We start from the raw sequence: 14,733 nt of genomic DNA, 5'->3' as shown, positions 1-14,733 counted from the left end.
TTGCACGCCCGGCGATGGCATCATGGCGGCAGAATCGCGAAGGATGCGTGAAGACGGATGCCGTGAAGACGGCGCGGCCCGCGACGTTCAGCGCGCCTGCGGCAGCGGCGGGATCGTGGTGCCGCCGCGAAAGCCCTCGATGGTCCAGTCATAGACGGCGCTGCCGGTCCGCACATTGCCGAGCCGCGGCGAACCGAGGTCCAGGATCACCGTCATCACCACCGTCCACATCGCGATCAGCACGAAGCTCAGCTGTCGCAGCCGCAAACCCCGGAGCCCCAGCTGGTAGCCGAGGGCCCCCATGCTCGCCAGCGTCATGCCGATCAGCATCCAGAACAGCGAGGGCGGCATGCCGGTGTTGAACGCCATGCGCTCGGCCGTCGCGGTGTCGAACACGTCGTTCACCGCCGCCATCAGGGATGCCGCGACAGGGTCCGGGCGCTCCCGCACCAGGGCGGCGACATGCCCCCAGATCTCGGCCTGCAGTCTGCCCGTGCGCTCGTCCAGGGCGGCGATGCCGACGCTGTCGAGCGGGGCCGAGACATAGTCGCGCCGGACCGGCGCGTAGGTCTCGAGCAGCCGGGCGACGGCGGCGGCGCGGGGATGGTCGATCGCCTCGGCGCGCAGCCAGGCCGTGCCGATCGCGTTGGCCTCCTGCAGCGTGCCGTCGCGGCGCTCCTGGAAGCGGGCGCTCGAGAAGGAGAGGGTCAGCGCGAGGACGAAGGCGAGCAGCCCGAGCATCCCGCCGACGATGACGCCGACGCCCTCCGCCTCCGGCTTGCGTTCCGCAGCACGGCGCCGGCCGAGCCACACCCCAATCTCCCGCGCCAGCACCTGGGCCAGGAAGAGCACCCCGGCGAAGGCCGCGATGCCGAACTGGGCGATCTGGATGACGAGGGCGTTGATGACGGCGACTCCGGCGCGGGCGCAGGGGCCCGGCGGAAGCGAAGTCTGGCGCGGCGCGCGGCCGGTGCATAGGGGGGCGCGCATGCGCCAGGGGCTGGCGGTCGGTGGGGGCGCGGCGGGGGATTGACGGGCATGCGGGCCGCGGCCGAAGGCTGCGGCACCATTCGACAGGGATCAGCCAGATGGACCTCGGACTCAGCGGCAAGCGCGTGCTCGTCACCGGCGGATCGAAAGGGATCGGCCTCGCCTGCGCCGAAAGCTTCGCGGAAGCGGGCTGCGACATCATCCTGGCCTCGCGCGACGCGGCCGCGCTGACCCGGGCGGCGGACGCGGTGCGCGGCAAGGCGCAGGTGAAGGTCGAGACCTTCGCGGCCGATCTCTCGACCGACGCCGGCCGCGCCAGCCTGCACGCGGCGCATCCCGACCCGGACATCCTGGTGAACAACGCCGGCGCCATTCCGGGCGGGCGGCTTTCCGACATCCCGATGGATCGCTGGCGCGCGGCCTGGGACCTCAAGCTGCTCGGCTACATCCACATGTGCCAGCTCTACCTGCCGGGCATGGAGGCGCGGAAGGCGGGCGTGATCTGCAACATCATCGGCATGGCCGGGCGCACGCCGCGCATGGGCTACATCGCCGGCTGCACGGCGAATGCGGCGCTGATCGCCTTCACCTCCGCGCTCGGCGGCGCTTCGGTGGCGAACGGCGTGCGCGTGTTCGGGATCAATCCCGCGGCGACGCGCACCGACCGGATGATGACGCTGGCGCGCACCAACGCGAAGACGCAGTTCGGCGACGAGGCGCGATGGGCGGAGACGCTGACCGGCCTGCCCTTCGGCCGCGCCATCGAGCCACGCGAGATCGCGGACCTCGCCGCCTTCCTGTCCTCGCCGCGCGGCGGCTACGTCAACGGCACGGTCGTGGACGTGGATGGCGGGGCGATGTTCCGATGAGGGCGGCTGCCGCGGCGCTGGCGCTGGCGCTCGCCGGCTGCGCCGCGGCCGCGCCGGTGCCGCCGCTCGCCGGCACGAGCTGGGAGCTGGTGGAGCTGCGCTCCTCGGACGACGCGATCGGCGTGGTGCGCGTGCCCGATCCGTCGCGCTACACCCTGGCCTTCGATGCGGAGGGCAACGCCGCCTTCCGGCTGGACTGCAACCGCGGGCGCGGCACCTACACCGCGACCGAGGCGGAGCCCGGTGTCGGGCGGCTGGAATTCGGGCCGATCGCCACGACGCGTGCGATGTGCCCGCCGGGCTCGCTGGATGCGCGGCTCGGGCGGGAGCTGCCCTATGTGCGCATCTGGGCCCGGCAGGGCGACACGCTGCGGCTGGAGCTGTTCGCCGATGGCGGGCAGCAGATCTGGCGGCGCGCGCCGTAGCGCTGGCCGTCAGCCCGGGTTCCGCTCCGGAACCTGGTTGCCTTCCGGCGGCTCCGGCGACGGGGCGGCTTCGTTGCGCGCGGCGGCGACGGCCGCGCGCGCGGCGTCCAGGTCGCCGGGCCGCAGCGGCCGCGCCTGCTGAGTCGCGGCGGCCTCCGGCACCAGGCAGAACCCGGCGAGGATCGGGTAGTGGTCCGAGCCGAAATCCGGCAGCGTCTCCAGCGCCGCCAGGGTGAAGCGCGGCCCGGCCAGCACGTGGTCGAGCGGCCAGCGCATGATCGTGGAGCCGGTGCGATAGGTCGGCAGCCAGCCGCGGCCGAGGCGCGGCGCCTGCAGGCCGCCGATGCGCTCCGTCCGGTGCATCACTTCGTCCCAGGGCACGGCGTTGAAGTCGCCGGCCATCACCACGGGCGCCTTCGATTCGCGCGCGGCGAGCGCGGCGGCGAGCAACTGGCCGTCGCGCTCCGCCGAGCTCTGCCCGGGCAGGGGCGGGCGCGGATGCACGCCGAGGAAGCGCACGACGTCGCCGGAGGGCAGCGCGATCCCGGTGAAGATCGACGGGTTGCGCGAGCCGGTGAGGTGACGGACCTGGGGGTCGCGCAGAGGATGGCGCGAGAGGATGTGCATGCCGAAGTAGTTCTGCGTCACCTGCTGCGCCGCATGCGGCCATTGGTCGTGCAGCGCGCGCAGCCGCACGTCCCACCACGCGTCCGTCTCCTGCAGCAGGATGAGATCGGGATCGGCCCGGCGCAGGATGGCGAAGAGCCGCTCGGCATTCTCGTTCGTCATCTGCACATTCACGGCGACGACGCTGAGGCGCCTTTCATCCGGGCAGGACGGCGCGGCGGCGATCATGCGCGGGCTCGACAGCGGCGAGTAGGGGAACAGCACCACCGCCTGCCAGGCGAGGGAGACCAGCGTGACGAGCGCCGCCAGCAGGTTGCCGGGCGCGAAGCGGCCCGGCAGCGCGAGCAGCAGGACCAGCAGCGCCAGCAGCACCGCCAGGATCTGCACGCGCGGGAAGTCGAGCAGCCGGATCCACCAGGCATTGCTCTGGAACTCGGGCAGAAGGGTGACGACGCCGCCCGCGAGCGCGGCGGCAAAAAGCGCGTAGCGCAGCCATTGGTTCGCACGGCGTGCAAGGCCGGAACCGCCCATCCGCTCCTCCGCCCGGCGCCTGCCCCGATGGCGCGCCACCCGGAAGCGAACACGGTCGGCCGCGGCGCGGTTCCGCCCGGCCCGATGCGCTACGCGGAGGCCAGCACGAACAGCTTGCCGACCGCGGCGGGCACGACGCGCTCGCCGAAGGCGCGTTCCAGCGCGTTCACCGCGCGCCAGCCGGTGCAATGCGCCGGGATGAGCAGCGGCAGGTCGAACTGTGCGAGGTCGGCGACGGTCTCCGGGATGATCGCCTCGTTCTCGCCGGAGAGGTGGAACCCGCCCATCGCGGCGAAGAGCGGCACGTCCGGGAAGCTCTCGCGCGCCGCATGCAGCACGTTGACGATGCCGGCATGGGAGCAGGCGCTGAACACGACCAGGCCACGGCCGCGGAGATGCACGGCGCAGAACCGCTCATCCATCAGCAACTCGTCGCTCTCCCACGGATCGGCTTCGGTGGCGCGCGCCACCTGGCCAGGCAGGCCGCGCTCGTAAGGCGTGCGGCGCGGGATCTCGCCGCTGATCCAGAGCAGGTCTTCTAACAGCGATTGCGGCTTCTCCGTCACGACCGGTGCGGCGCCCATCGCCTGCCACTCCGCCGGTTGCGGCACGCGGTCCATCGGGAAGACGCCGCCATCGGGCTGGCGGCCGCCGCGCTCGCGGAACATGCCGGGATGCAGGTACAGCGGGACGGGGCGGTTGCCGTTCGCGGCGGTGATGAACTCCAGCGCCTTCGGGATGCCGCCGGCATGGTCCCAATGGCCGTGGCTCAGCATCGCCGCCTCGATCTCGCCGAAGGGCACGCCGAGCTTCGGGCCGTTGCGCTCGATGGCGTAGGGATCGGGGCCGCCGTCGAACAGGAAGCGATGCCGCGCGTCGCCGCGATGCAGCGTGAGAACCAGCGAAAGGCCGTGATTGGCGCAGCAGAGCGCGCCGCCGCTGGTCCGCGCCAGGCCGAAGCGGCGGAGCACGTTCCATTCCCGCGTGACGAAGGGCGGCACGCGGGAGAGGCTGTCCGTCACGTTGTCCACCAGCACCTGGATCTCCAGGCGGTCCACCGGTTCGAGCCGCATGCCGAGAACCCTCCGTCCCTCGCCCCGCCATGCTGCGCGGCGCGGCGCGGGCTGGCCAGGGGGACGTTACGCGGGGCGGGGCGGAACCGCGCGTGCCGGCGCCGGTTCACGCCGGGAGAGGCGCGAACGGCCGCGCCCGGGGAGCCCGCCATGTTCCATCACGCCAAGGAATTGCAGTTCGACGCCCGCGTCACGCGTCCCGATCCGCGCTTCGCGCGCCTGCTGCTGGAACAGTTCGGCGGCGGCAATGGCGAGCTGAAGGCGGCGATGCAGTATTTCGTGCAGGCCTTCGCCGCGCGCCGTCCGTACCCGGACAAGTACGACCTGCTCATGGACATCGCGACGGAGGAGCTTTCCCATCTCGAGATCGTCGGCGCGACGATCACCATGCTGCTCGACGGCGTGAACGGCGAGCTGAAGGACGCGGCGGGCACCGAGCCGATCTCGGCGCTGCGCGAGGCCGCGGCGGAGAACCCGATCACGAAGCTGATGAGCGGCGGCAAGGGCGAGAAGGAACGGCTGATCCACGAGGCGCTGTTCAACCCGCAATTCCTGGTGCTGACCGGCGGCGGGCCGGCGTTGACCAACAGCCAGGGCGCGCCGTGGCAAGGCAGCTACGTGAACGCCAATGGCGACCTGACGGTGGACCTGCGCAGCGACATCGCGGCCGAGAGCCGGGCGAAGATCGTCTACGAGTACCTGATGAAGTTCACCGACGATCCGGGCGTGCGCGACACGCTGAGCTTCCTGATGACGCGCGAGATCGCGCATTTCAAGATGTTCCAGGCGGCGCTCGACACCATCCAGCCGAACTTCCCGCCAGGCGTGCTGCAGGGCGATCCGCGGCACACCCACACCTACTTCAACCTGTCGAACGGCGCCGATGCGCGCGGGCCGTGGAACCAGGGGCAGGGGCCCTGGGGCGCGGGCGAGCACTGGACCTATGTGGACGACCCGCAGCGGCACGTGGTCGCGACGAAGGGCGAGGTCGAGCATCGCCCCGACGGTAGCAGCCACACGGCGGAGGAGGTCCGCGCGAAGGAGGAGGAACTCAGCCGCATCCGCAGCGGCGAGGTGAAGTCCGCAACGCCCGAGGGCGAGCAGCACTGGTCCAGCTACCCGCAGACCGGCCTCGCCGCGCCGGGCAGCTGAAAAAGGATCAGGCGCCGATGCGCTCGATGTCGGCGCCGACCGCGGCGAGCTTGCGCTCCACCGCCTCGTAGCCGCGGTCGAGGTGATAGACGCGGTTGACGATGGTCTCGCCCTGCGCGGCGAGGCCGGCCAGCACCAGGCTGACGGAGGCGCGCAGGTCGGTCGCCATCACCGGCGCGCCCGAGAGCTTCGGTACGCCGCGCACGATGGCGCTCTGGCCGTGATACTTGATGCGCGCGCCCATGCGCATGAGCTCCGGCACATGCATGAAGCGGTTCTCGAAGATCGTCTCCGTGATCATGGAGGCGCCGTCGGCGATGCACATCAGCGCCATGAACTGCGCCTGCATGTCGGTGGCGAAGCCGGGGAAGGGCTCCGTCATCACGTCGGTGCCGTGCAGGCCGTTGAGGCGGCTGACCATCAGCCCGTCATTGCGCTCCGCGACATCCACGCCGGCGTCGCGCAGCACGCGCACCACGGCGCCGAGATCGGCCAGGCGTGCGCCTTCCAGCATGACCTGCCCTCCGGTGATCGCCGCGGCGCAGGCATAGGTGCCGGCCTCGATCCGGTCGGGGATGATCGGATGCGTCGCGGCGCCGAGGCTGCGCACGCCCTCGACGGTGAGGCGGTCGGTCCCGATGCCTTCCACGCGCGCGCCCATGCGCATCAGGCACATGGCAAGGTCGCCGATCTCCGGCTCCCGCGCGGCGTTGACCAGCTCCGTCGTGCCTTCCGCCAGGGCCGCGGCCATCAGCAGGTTCTCGGTCGCGCCGACGCTGACGGTCGGGAAGATGATGCGCGCGCCGCGCAGCCCGCCCGCCGGCGCCTTGGCGTGGATGTAGCCGCTGTCGAGCTCGATGGCGGCGCCCATCTGCTCGAGGCCCTTGAGGTGCAGGTCCACTGGCCGCGTGCCGATGGCGCAGCCGCCGGGCAGCGAGACCTTCGCCTCCCCGAAGCGGGCGAGCAGGGGGCCCAGCACCAGCACGCTCGCGCGCATCTTGCGGACGATGTCGTAGGGCGCTTCCAGGTTCGTCGCGGCGCCCGAGAGGGTGATGGTCCGCGCCGCCTTGTCATGCGTGACGGTGAGCCCGTGCTGCGCCAGCAGCGCGCCCATCGTCGCGATGTCGGCAAGGTCGGGCGCGTTCTCCAGCACCAGCGGGCCGTCGGTGAGCAGGCCGGCCGCCATCAGCGGCAGCGTCGCGTTCTTCGCGCCGCTGATCGGGATGGCGCCGTGCAGCGGCTTGCCGCCGCGGATGCGGATGCGGTCCATACGTCCTACAGCTTCGGCAGCGCGACGCCGCGCTGGCCCATGTATTTGCCCTTGCGGTCGGCGTAGCTGACCTCAGGCGCGCCCTCGCCCTTCAGGAACAGGAACTGGCAGATGCCCTCGTTCGCGTAGATGCGGGCGGGCAGCGGCGTGGTGTTGCTGATCTCGATCGTCACCTGGCCTTCCCACTCGGGCTCCAGCGGGGTGACGTTCACGATCAGGCCGCAGCGGGCATAGGTGGACTTGCCGAGGCAGATCACCAGCACGTCGCGCGGGATGCGGAAATATTCGACCGTGTGGCAGAGCAGGAAGGAATTCGGCGGGATGATGCAGGTCTCGCCCTTGCGGCTGACGAAGCTCTGCTCGTCGAAGGCCTTGGGGTCCACCAGGGCGTTGTCGACGTTGGTGAAGATCTTGAACTCGTCGGCCAGGCGCGCGTCGTAGCCATAGGAAGAGAGGCCGAAGGAGATCACGCCCTCCCGCCGCTGGTTCTCGACGAAGGGCGCGATCATGCCGTGTTCCGTCGCCATGCGGCGGATCCAGCTGTCGGGCATGATGGGCATGGGCGGAACGAACTCCGGGGCGCTCTTCCGGCCGGGTTAGCGGAAGGGACGCGCCGCGTAAATCAGTCCTCGCCGGGCTTCTCCGGGGCGGTGGAGGGGCCGGCGGCGCGCGCGCGGGCCTGCGCCTTGCGGCGGCGCAGGTTCTCGCGCAGGGCGGCGGCGAGCCGCGCCTCCCGCTCGGCCCGCGCCTGCTGCCCGGAGGGGCTCTCGGCGGGGCGGGGCGGGGCGGGCGGCTCGCGGTCTTCCATGGCTGGGCCGGTCACTGCACGCGGATGTTCGCGGCCTGCACCACGGCGCGCCAGCGGGCGACTTCCGACGCGACGAAGGCCTGGTATTCGGCGGCGCTCATCCGCCGCGGGGTGGCGCCGGCTTCGCGCAGGCGCTGCGCGATGTCGGGCTGGGCGAGGGCGGCAAGGACCTCGGCGTTCAGCTTCTCGGTGATCGGCGCCGGCAGGTTCGCCGGGCCGGAGATGCCGAACCAGGTGGAGGCGACGAGGTCGGGGAAGCCGAGCTCCTTGAAGGTGGGCAGGTCCGGCCAGCCGGGCACGCGCTCCGCCGCCGTGACGGCGATGAGGCGGAAGCGCTCGTTGCGGCCCGCCTCGACCAGGGTGGTGATCATCGCGTCCACGTTGCCGGCCGTGAGGTCGTTCATCATCGGGCCGCTGCCGCGATAGGGCACATGCGTCAGGTCGATCCCCGCCGCGCGCTTCAGGATCTCCTGCTTGGCGTGGGAGGAGGTGCCGTTGCCCGGCGAGCCCACCGTCATGCCGGGCCGCGCCTTCGCCGCGGCGATGAAGTCGGCCAGCGTGCGGATCGGCGAGTTGACGTTCACCACCAGCACGGAGGGCACCTCCGCCATCAGCGCGACATGGGTGAAGTCCCGCACGCTGTCATAGGGCATGGAGGGATAGACACTCGGCCCGACGCCGTGGGAGGCGATGTTGGAGATGACGAAGGCGTAGCCGTCCGGCGGGCTCTTCGCGACGGCGTCGGAGCCGACCGTCCCGCCGGCGCCGGCGCGGTTCTCGATGACGAAGGACTGGCCGAGGACCGTGGTGAGGCGCTGCGTGACGAGGCGGGCCACGACGTCGGTGGTGCCGCCCGGCGGGAAGGGCACGATCACGCGCACGTTGCGGGCGGGCCATGCCGCCTGGGCGCGGGCGCCGCCTGGGGCGGCCAGCGCAGCGGCGGCGGGCAGGGCGAGAAGCGCGCGGCGGTGCAGCATGTTCGGGCCTCTTTTCGGTTCCAGACGGTCCCTTTCCCCTACAGCAGGGCGGCGGCCGCCGCCAGCGCCGCCGCCGCGCCGTCACACGCGAAACCCTTGGCGACATCCGCGTGACATGGCGCGGGCCTATCACCCCCGCCGCGACGCCGGACGGGCGCCGGAGGGAAGGAAGCGGACCATGCACACCGACGAGGCCGGCTGGCCGATCAAGACGCGCGAAATCCACAACCACCACATGGACAGCACCATCTGGAACGACTTCCGGTTCCGCGACGACGACATCGTCATCGGCACCTATGCGAAGTCCGGCACCACCTGGGTGCAGCAGATCGTCTCCCAGCTGATCTTCAACGGCCAAGCCGGGCTGGAGGTGGCGGAGATGTCGCCCTGGCTGGACCTGCGCATCCCGCCGAAGGATGTGAAGCTGCCGGCGGTGGAGGCGCAGGCGCATCGCCGCTTCATCAAGACGCATCTGCCGGTGGATGCGCTGGTCTGGTCGCCGAAGGCGAAATACATCTACATCGCGCGCGACGGCCGCGACGTGGTGTGGAGCATGCACAACCACTTCGCCAACGCGAACGACCTGCTCTATCAGCTGCTGAACGACACGCCGGGCCGCGTCGGGCCGGAGATGCCCCGCCCGCCCGCCGATGTGCGGCGCTTCTTCCTCGATTGGCTGGAGGGCGACGGATACCCGCTCTGGCCGTTCTGGGAGAACATCCGCAGCTGGTGGGAGATCCGCGCGCTGCCCAACATGCTGCTGCTGCACTTCGCGGAGCTGAAGGCCGACCTGCCTGGCGCGATCCGGCGGATCGCCGCGTTCCTCGACATCCCGATCGACGAGGCGCGCTTTCCGCGCATCGTGGAGCAGTGCGGCTTCGCCTGGATGAAGGCGCATGCGACGAAGTCCGTGCCGCTGGGTGGTGCGCTGTGGGATGGCGGCGCCGGCACCTTCGTGCACAAGGGCACGAATGGCCGCTGGCGCGACGTGCTGACGCCGGAGGACAACCGCCGCTACGAGGCGATGGCGCGCGCCGAGCTCGGCGAGGCCTGCGCCGCCTGGCTGGCGATGGACAGCTTCGCCTTCGACCTGCCGCAGGCGGCCTGACAAGCCGCGCGTTTGACCCGCGCGCCGGGATCGGCAAGGCTCCGCGCATCGTGCCAGGAGGCAAGGATGCGCGGAAGCGACGCCATGCGCGTGATCGGGGCGGCCCTGCTCGCCGCGATGCTGTCGACGCCGCTGCAGGCGCGCGCCGAACTGCTGTGGAACTGGAGCTACAGCGGCGCCGGCATAGCCGCCAGCGGCACTTTCACCACCGGCGAGACGCCGGATGGCAGCGGCTTCTACGCGATCACCGGCATCACCGGCACGCGCAACGGCATTGCCATCACGGCGCTGCAGCCGACCGGCACCGCCATCCCCGGCAACGCGCCCTTCGCGGTGGACAATCTGGTACGCACGACCAGGCCGCAACTCAGCACGCATGGCATCGGCTTCGCGATGGCGGACGGCACCTATGCCAACCCCTTCTTCGCCGATTTCCTGCCGACGCCCGGCTATCTGGAGTTCCGTTCCGTGCCGCCCTTCAGCAACGGGGTCGGCAACGGCAACACCGAGCTGCCGATCGCCTTCAGCGCCGCCATCGTCGAGACGCCGGTGCCGGCCCCCGCAGCGCTCGGGCTGCTGCTGGCCGGCCTCGCGGGGCTGGTCGTGGCGCGGCGCCGCGCGGCCTGACGCTCAGCGCGCGCGGCGCAGCGCGCGGTCCAGCGCGGCGTTCAGCTCCTCCGGCGCCTCATACGCCGTCCAGTGCCCCGCGCCCGGGATCACCTCGAGCACCGCGTCCGGCCGCGATTCCTGCGCCGCCGCGAAGCGTTCATGGATGTGGCCCACCGCCACCTGGTCGAGCTCGCCCCAGATCAGCGTCAGCGGCAGCGTGGTGCGCGCGAGCGCCTGCTTCAGCAGCGGAGTGCCCGCGAAACCGCGGCTGCGGAAGCGGGCATGCACCGTGTTCCATTCCTGGATCGCGAGGGCGAGGTCGTCGATCTTCGCCGGGTCGGCGATCATGAGCGAGGCCAGGTTGAAGCGATGCGCGGCAATGCGCGCCTCGCCCTGCTTGTCGCGGATCTTCTCGAGCGGGGTCGGGTTGCGCGGCACGCCGAGCGCGGCGGCGCCGACCAGCGTCAGCGTGCGCAGCTCGTTGCCCATCGCGGCGGCGAGCTGCCCGGCGACGTTCGATCCGAAGGAGAAGCCGACGAGATCGGCGCGCTGGCCGCGCAGCAGGTCGCGCAGCCCGGGCAGCATCACGCGCGCCACCTGCAACGGGTCCTGCTCGCCGGGCAGGTCGGCGCTCTCGCCGAGGCCGGGCAGGTCGGGCGCGATCACATGGCGGGTGCACGCGAAATGCGGGATCTGCCTGACCCAGTGCCGCCAGGATCCGTTGCCGCCATGCAGCAGCACCAGCGGATCGCCCGCGCCCTCGTTCCAGGCATGCCAGACCATGCGGCCCCCGCCGCAGGGCGTCTCGTGGCGCGTGGCCTTGGCGATGAGGTCGTCCAGGATATGCATCAGTAGCTCTTGGGAAGGCCGAGCACGCGCTCGGCGATGTGGCAGAGGATGAGCTGGGGCGAGACCGGCGCGATGCGCGGGATGAAGCTCTCGCGCAGCAGCCGCTCCAGGTGGAATTCCTGCGCGTAGCCATAGCCGCCGAGCGTCATCACGGCGGTCTGCGCGGCCTCGAAACCGGCCTCGCCGCCGAGCCATTTCGCCGCGTTGGCCTCGGCGCCGCAGGGGAGGCCCTGGTCGTAGCGCCAGGCGGCCTGCATCGTCATCAGCCGCGCGGCCTCCAGCTTCATCCAGCAGGCGGCGAGGGGATGCTGCACGCCCTGGTTCTGTCCGATGGCGCGGCCGAACACCACGCGCTCCTTCGCATAGGAGGCGGCGCGGGCGATGGCGGCATGGCCGATGCCGACGGCTTCCGCGGCGACGAGGATGCGCTCGGGGTTCATGCCGTGCAGGATGTAGTCGAAGCCTTTGCCTTCCTCGCCGATGCGATCCTCCAGTGGGACTTCGAGGCCGTCGAGGAAGAGCTGGTTCGAATCCACGCCGTGCCGGCCCATCTTGGGGATCTCGCGCACCTCCACGCGGGACCGGTCGAGCGCGGTGTAGAACAGCGAGAGGCCCTCGCTGCGCTTCTTCACCTGATCGAGTGGCGTGGTGCGGGCCAGCAGCAGCACGCGGTCGGCGACCTGGGCGGTGCTGATCCACACCTTCTGGCCGTTCACCGCGTAGCGGTCGCCGCGGCGCTCCGCAAAGGTTTTCAATCGTGTGGTGTCGAGGCCGGTGTTGGGCTCGGTGACGGCGAAGCAGGCCTTCTCCGTCCCCGCGATCAGCGGGGGCAGCATGCGGGCCTTCTGCTCATCCGTGCCGAACACGACCACGGGCATCGGGCCGAAGATGTTCATGTGCACGGCGGAGGCGCCGGTCATGCCGGCGCCGGATTGCGCGATGGCCTGCATCATCACGCTGGCTTCCGCCACGCCGAGGCCGGCGCCGCCCACCGCCTCCGGCATGCAGATGCCGAGCCAGCCTTCCTCGGCCATCGCCTTGTGGAACTCGTGGGGAAAGCGGTGCGCCTTGTCGCAATCGAGCCAGTAGGCGTCGCCGAAGCGGGCGCAGAGCCGCTCCATCGCCTCGCGCACGGAACGCTGGGTGTCGGTTTCGCTGAAATCCATGCCGGTCTGTTTCCTTCCTCCCGACCGTGCCAGTCTCGGCGGCGGACGCAACCCTGCGAGGCCGGCTTGCCGCTGTTCGACCCTGGCGCCTTCCGCATACCGCCCGGCACGGTGCATGTCTGCGCCGGAGGCGAGACGCCGGTGCTGCGCAGCCATGCGGCGGCCTTCGACCGCTACGGCGCCGACAAGTCCATGGGTCCTGCGAGCCGCCCGCGTGTGGACGAGGAGGCGGAGCGGCTCTGCGCGCGGCTGGCGGCCTTCTGGTCGGTGGCGCCGGCGGAGATCGGGCTGGTCTCCTCGGTGGCGGAGGGCATGTCCATCCTGGTGGAGAGCCTGGACTGGCGTGTGGGCGACAACGTGGTGGTTGCCGCGGACGAGTATCCCTCCGTCGTCGCGCCGCTGGCGCTGCGGCGCGGCGTGACGCTGCGCTTCGCGGACATGATGGATGCCGAGTCCGTGGCGGCGGCGTGCGACGGGCGCACGCGGATGATCGCGGTCAGCGCCGTCTCCATGGTGGATGGCAGGCGCCACGACTTGGCGGCGCTGCGGCGCACGGCGGACGGCGCGGGCGCGATGCTGGTGGTGGACTTCACCCAGGCGAGCGGCTGGATGCCCATCGAGGCCTCGGTCGCCGATTTCGCCTTCTCCGCCTGCTATAAATGGATGCTCGGGATCACCGGGATCGCGGTGGCGTATTGGAACCGCGCGCGGCAGCCGGGCTGGGCGCCGGCGACAGCGGGGTGGTATTCCATCGCGATGGCGGGCAGGCCCGACTGGTCGCAGCCTGTCGCGCTGCGCGCAGATGCCGGGCGGTTCACCCGCGGCAATCCGAGCCATGCGGGCGCCTACGTCATGCATGCGGCGCTCGATTTTCTCGAGGCGTTTCCGCGTGGCGCCGTCGCGGCGCATGTGCAGGGGCTGACCACCGGTCTGCTGGCGCGGCTCGATGCCGCCGGCATCGCCTCCACCACGCCACGCGATCCGGCGCGGCACGGCGCCAATATCTGCATCGCGCATGAGCGCGCCGCGCCCATCGTCGCCGCCATGGCGGAGCAGGCCGTGCTGGCCTGGAACGGCCGCGGCCGCATCCGCTTCAGCTTCCACGGCTACAACGACGCGGCCGAGCTCGACCGCATCATGGACGCCCTTCACCACGCTCTCTGAGGAACGCGAAAAAGATGCTGCAACGGCCGCCGGCGGAACCCGGCATGCGCGAGGAGGATGTGGACACACCCGCGCTGCTGCTCGACCTCGATGCCTTCGAGCACAACCTGGACACCATGGCCGCGCTGCTGGCGCCGACCGGCACGAAGCTGCGCGCGCATGCCAAGACGCACAAGTCGCCGGTGGTGGCGCTGCAGCAGATGCGCCGCGGCGCGGTCGGGAACTGCACGCAGAAGGTGGGCGAGGCCGAGGCGCTGGCCTGGGGCGGCGTGCCGGACATCCTGGTGAGCAACGAGGTCATCGCGCCGCGCAAGCTGGCCCGCCTCGCGGCGCTGTCGCGCATCGCCAAGGTCGCGGTCTGCGCCGATGACGAGGCCGGGATCGCGGCCATCGAGGCGGCTGCCGAGGCGGCCGGGCTGCGCATGACCGTGCTGGTGGAGATCGATGTCGGCTCCGGCCGCTGCGGTGTGGAGCCCGGCCCGCCGGCGGTGGCGCTCGCGGAGCGCATCGCAGCGAGCCCGCACCTGATCTTCGGCGGGCTGCAGGCCTATCACGGCAGCGCCCAGCACAAGCGCCGGCCGGAGGAGCGCGTCGCCGCCATCGCCGCCGCCACGGATGGCACGCGGCGCACGGTTGAGCAGTGCCGCCAGCGTGGGCTCGATTGCGCCATCGTCGGCGGAGCCGGCACGGGCACCTTCGCGCTGGAGGCGGCGAGCGGCGTCTGGACCGAGATCCAGGCCGGCTCCTACGCCTTCATGGATGCCGACTATGCCCGCAACGACGACCCGCCGCCCTTCCGCCAGGCGCTGTTCGTGCTGGCGCAGGTGATGAGCGCGCCGCGCGCGGGCGTCGCGGTGGTGGATGCGGGGCACAAGGCGCTGCCGACCGATTCCGGCATGCCGCTGGTCCATGGCTTTCCGGGCGTCGCCTATGCCCGCGCGGCCGATGAGCACGGCACGCTGCTGGGCGAAGGCGTGCCGCGGCTGGCCGAGAAGGTGCGGCTGGTGCCCGGGCATTGCGACCCGACGGTGGATCGCTACGACTGGTATGTCGGCGTGCGGAAGGGCCGGGTGGAGTGCCTCTGGCCGATCAGCGCCCGCGGCGCGATGGCCTGA

General features: G+C 71.5%; 16 protein-coding genes. 7 read left to right on the top strand and 9 right to left on the bottom strand.

From position 1 onward, the window contains the following. Window positions 1-87: 87 nt before the first annotated feature. On the bottom strand, window positions 88-990 hold the full coding sequence (locus DFH01_RS22235; protein WP_233256232.1) for a bestrophin-like domain: 903 nt from the start codon (window positions 988-990) through the stop codon (window positions 88-90). Window positions 991-1,088: 98 nt separating this feature from the next. Here DFH01_RS22235 and DFH01_RS22230 point away from each other — a divergent pair, with 98 nt between their 5' ends. Together DFH01_RS22230 and DFH01_RS22225 are read left to right on the top strand one after the other, a co-directional pair. Then, window positions 1,089-1,859, top strand: coding sequence for a short-chain dehydrogenase/reductase (locus DFH01_RS22230; protein ID WP_109872689.1), 771 nt, complete (start codon window positions 1,089-1,091; stop codon window positions 1,857-1,859). After that, entirely contained in the window at window positions 1,856-2,284 is a 429-nt protein-coding gene (locus DFH01_RS22225) for an META domain-containing protein (protein WP_109872688.1), read from the top strand. The genes DFH01_RS22230 and DFH01_RS22225 overlap by 4 nt, the downstream gene beginning before the upstream one ends. Before the next feature lie 9 nt (window positions 2,285-2,293). Here DFH01_RS22225 and DFH01_RS22220 read toward each other — a convergent pair whose 3' ends face one another. Then, window positions 2,294-3,442, bottom strand: coding sequence for an endonuclease/exonuclease/phosphatase family protein (locus DFH01_RS22220; protein ID WP_109872687.1), 1,149 nt, complete (start codon window positions 3,440-3,442; stop codon window positions 2,294-2,296). Window positions 3,443-3,531: 89 nt separating this feature from the next. After that, on the bottom strand, window positions 3,532-4,515 hold the full coding sequence (locus tag DFH01_RS22215; RefSeq protein ID WP_109872686.1) for an MBL fold metallo-hydrolase: 984 nt from the start codon (window positions 4,513-4,515) through the stop codon (window positions 3,532-3,534). Between the two features lie 150 nt (window positions 4,516-4,665). Here DFH01_RS22215 and DFH01_RS22210 point away from each other — a divergent pair, with 150 nt between their 5' ends. Continuing rightward, a complete protein-coding gene (locus DFH01_RS22210) occupies window positions 4,666-5,667 on the top strand; it encodes a manganese catalase family protein (protein ID WP_109872685.1) in 1,002 nt (333 codons plus the stop codon). 7 nt (window positions 5,668-5,674) lie between these two features. On the opposite strand, the gene murA is transcribed toward DFH01_RS22210, so the two are convergent. The 4 genes from murA to DFH01_RS22190 all read right to left on the bottom strand — a co-directional run bounded on the left by murA (window position 5,675) and on the right by DFH01_RS22190 (window position 8,722). Then, window positions 5,675-6,937 carry a UDP-N-acetylglucosamine 1-carboxyvinyltransferase gene (gene murA, locus DFH01_RS22205; RefSeq protein WP_109872684.1) on the bottom strand — a complete coding sequence of 421 codons (1,263 nt, stop codon included), beginning with the start codon at window positions 6,935-6,937 and terminating at the stop codon, window positions 5,675-5,677. A gap of 5 nt (window positions 6,938-6,942) precedes the next feature. Next, a complete protein-coding gene (gene dcd, locus DFH01_RS22200; RefSeq protein WP_109872683.1) occupies window positions 6,943-7,497 on the bottom strand; it encodes a dCTP deaminase in 555 nt (184 codons plus the stop codon). A gap of 62 nt (window positions 7,498-7,559) precedes the next feature. Next, window positions 7,560-7,760, bottom strand: a complete 201-nt coding sequence (locus DFH01_RS22195) for a hypothetical protein (protein WP_158287861.1) — start codon at window positions 7,758-7,760, stop codon at window positions 7,560-7,562. Then, window positions 7,757-8,722: a Bug family tripartite tricarboxylate transporter substrate binding protein gene (locus DFH01_RS22190; RefSeq protein ID WP_109872681.1), complete on the bottom strand. Its 966-nt coding sequence runs from the start codon at window positions 8,720-8,722 to the stop codon at window positions 7,757-7,759. Before DFH01_RS22190 ends, DFH01_RS22195 begins: the two co-directional genes overlap by 4 nt. A 178-nt stretch (window positions 8,723-8,900) precedes the next feature. On the opposite strand from DFH01_RS22190, the gene DFH01_RS22185 reads away from it, so the two are divergent. Beyond that, entirely contained in the window at window positions 8,901-9,830 is a 930-nt protein-coding gene (locus DFH01_RS22185) for a sulfotransferase domain-containing protein (RefSeq protein WP_109872680.1), read from the top strand. A 66-nt stretch (window positions 9,831-9,896) separates the two neighbouring features. Continuing rightward, the gene (locus tag DFH01_RS22180; protein WP_109872679.1) at window positions 9,897-10,457 is read left to right on the top strand and encodes a PEP-CTERM sorting domain-containing protein; all 561 of its coding nucleotides are present in this window, start codon (window positions 9,897-9,899) and stop codon (window positions 10,455-10,457) included. Between the two features lie 3 nt (window positions 10,458-10,460). On the opposite strand, the gene DFH01_RS22175 is transcribed toward DFH01_RS22180, so the two are convergent. Continuing rightward, a complete protein-coding gene (locus DFH01_RS22175; RefSeq protein ID WP_109872678.1) occupies window positions 10,461-11,288 on the bottom strand; it encodes an alpha/beta fold hydrolase in 828 nt (275 codons plus the stop codon). Continuing rightward, window positions 11,288-12,454 carry an acyl-CoA dehydrogenase family protein gene (locus DFH01_RS22170; RefSeq protein WP_109872677.1) on the bottom strand — a complete coding sequence of 389 codons (1,167 nt, stop codon included), beginning with the start codon at window positions 12,452-12,454 and terminating at the stop codon, window positions 11,288-11,290. The genes DFH01_RS22175 and DFH01_RS22170 overlap by 1 nt, the downstream gene beginning before the upstream one ends. Window positions 12,455-12,520: 66 nt before the next feature. Between DFH01_RS22170 and DFH01_RS22165 the strand changes: the two genes are divergently transcribed. Together DFH01_RS22165 and DFH01_RS22160 are read left to right on the top strand one after the other, a co-directional pair. Continuing rightward, a complete protein-coding gene (locus DFH01_RS22165; RefSeq protein ID WP_109872676.1) occupies window positions 12,521-13,618 on the top strand; it encodes an aminotransferase class V-fold PLP-dependent enzyme in 1,098 nt (365 codons plus the stop codon). Window positions 13,619-13,632: 14 nt separating this feature from the next. Further along, window positions 13,633-14,733: a DSD1 family PLP-dependent enzyme gene (locus tag DFH01_RS22160; protein WP_109872675.1), complete on the top strand. Its 1,101-nt coding sequence runs from the start codon at window positions 13,633-13,635 to the stop codon at window positions 14,731-14,733.

The organism is Falsiroseomonas bella (assembly GCF_003173615.1).
Lineage (GTDB): Bacteria > Pseudomonadota > Alphaproteobacteria > Acetobacterales > Acetobacteraceae > Falsiroseomonas > Falsiroseomonas bella.
The sequence above is the reverse complement of the archived record's forward strand: the minus strand, read 5'-3'. Positions and strand labels throughout refer to the sequence as shown.

What these genes read in the sequence shown, in the direction of transcription:
- DFH01_RS22185 (WP_109872680.1), top strand. Translation starts at nt 8,901, where the DNA reads ATGCACACCGACGAGGCCGGCTGGCCGATCAAGACGCGCGAAATCCAC.
- DFH01_RS22160 (WP_109872675.1), top strand. Translation starts at nt 13,633, where the DNA reads ATGCTGCAACGGCCGCCGGCGGAACCCGGCATGCGCGAGGAGGATGTG.
- DFH01_RS22170 (WP_109872677.1), bottom strand. Translation starts at nt 12,454, where the DNA reads ATGGATTTCAGCGAAACCGACACCCAGCGTTCCGTGCGCGAGGCGATG.
- murA (WP_109872684.1), bottom strand. Translation starts at nt 6,937, where the DNA reads ATGGACCGCATCCGCATCCGCGGCGGCAAGCCGCTGCACGGCGCCATC.
- dcd (WP_109872683.1), bottom strand. Translation starts at nt 7,497, where the DNA reads ATGCCCATCATGCCCGACAGCTGGATCCGCCGCATGGCGACGGAACAC.
- DFH01_RS22235 (WP_233256232.1), bottom strand. Translation starts at nt 990, where the DNA reads ATGCGCGCCCCCCTATGCACCGGCCGCGCGCCGCGCCAGACTTCGCTT.
- DFH01_RS22215 (WP_109872686.1), bottom strand. Translation starts at nt 4,515, where the DNA reads ATGCGGCTCGAACCGGTGGACCGCCTGGAGATCCAGGTGCTGGTGGAC.
- DFH01_RS22230 (WP_109872689.1), top strand. Translation starts at nt 1,089, where the DNA reads ATGGACCTCGGACTCAGCGGCAAGCGCGTGCTCGTCACCGGCGGATCG.
- DFH01_RS22175 (WP_109872678.1), bottom strand. Translation starts at nt 11,288, where the DNA reads ATGCATATCCTGGACGACCTCATCGCCAAGGCCACGCGCCACGAGACG.
- DFH01_RS22190 (WP_109872681.1), bottom strand. Translation starts at nt 8,722, where the DNA reads ATGCTGCACCGCCGCGCGCTTCTCGCCCTGCCCGCCGCCGCTGCGCTG.
- DFH01_RS22210 (WP_109872685.1), top strand. Translation starts at nt 4,666, where the DNA reads ATGTTCCATCACGCCAAGGAATTGCAGTTCGACGCCCGCGTCACGCGT.
- DFH01_RS22220 (WP_109872687.1), bottom strand. Translation starts at nt 3,442, where the DNA reads ATGGGCGGTTCCGGCCTTGCACGCCGTGCGAACCAATGGCTGCGCTAC.
- DFH01_RS22225 (WP_109872688.1), top strand. Translation starts at nt 1,856, where the DNA reads ATGAGGGCGGCTGCCGCGGCGCTGGCGCTGGCGCTCGCCGGCTGCGCC.
- DFH01_RS22180 (WP_109872679.1), top strand. Translation starts at nt 9,897, where the DNA reads ATGCGCGGAAGCGACGCCATGCGCGTGATCGGGGCGGCCCTGCTCGCC.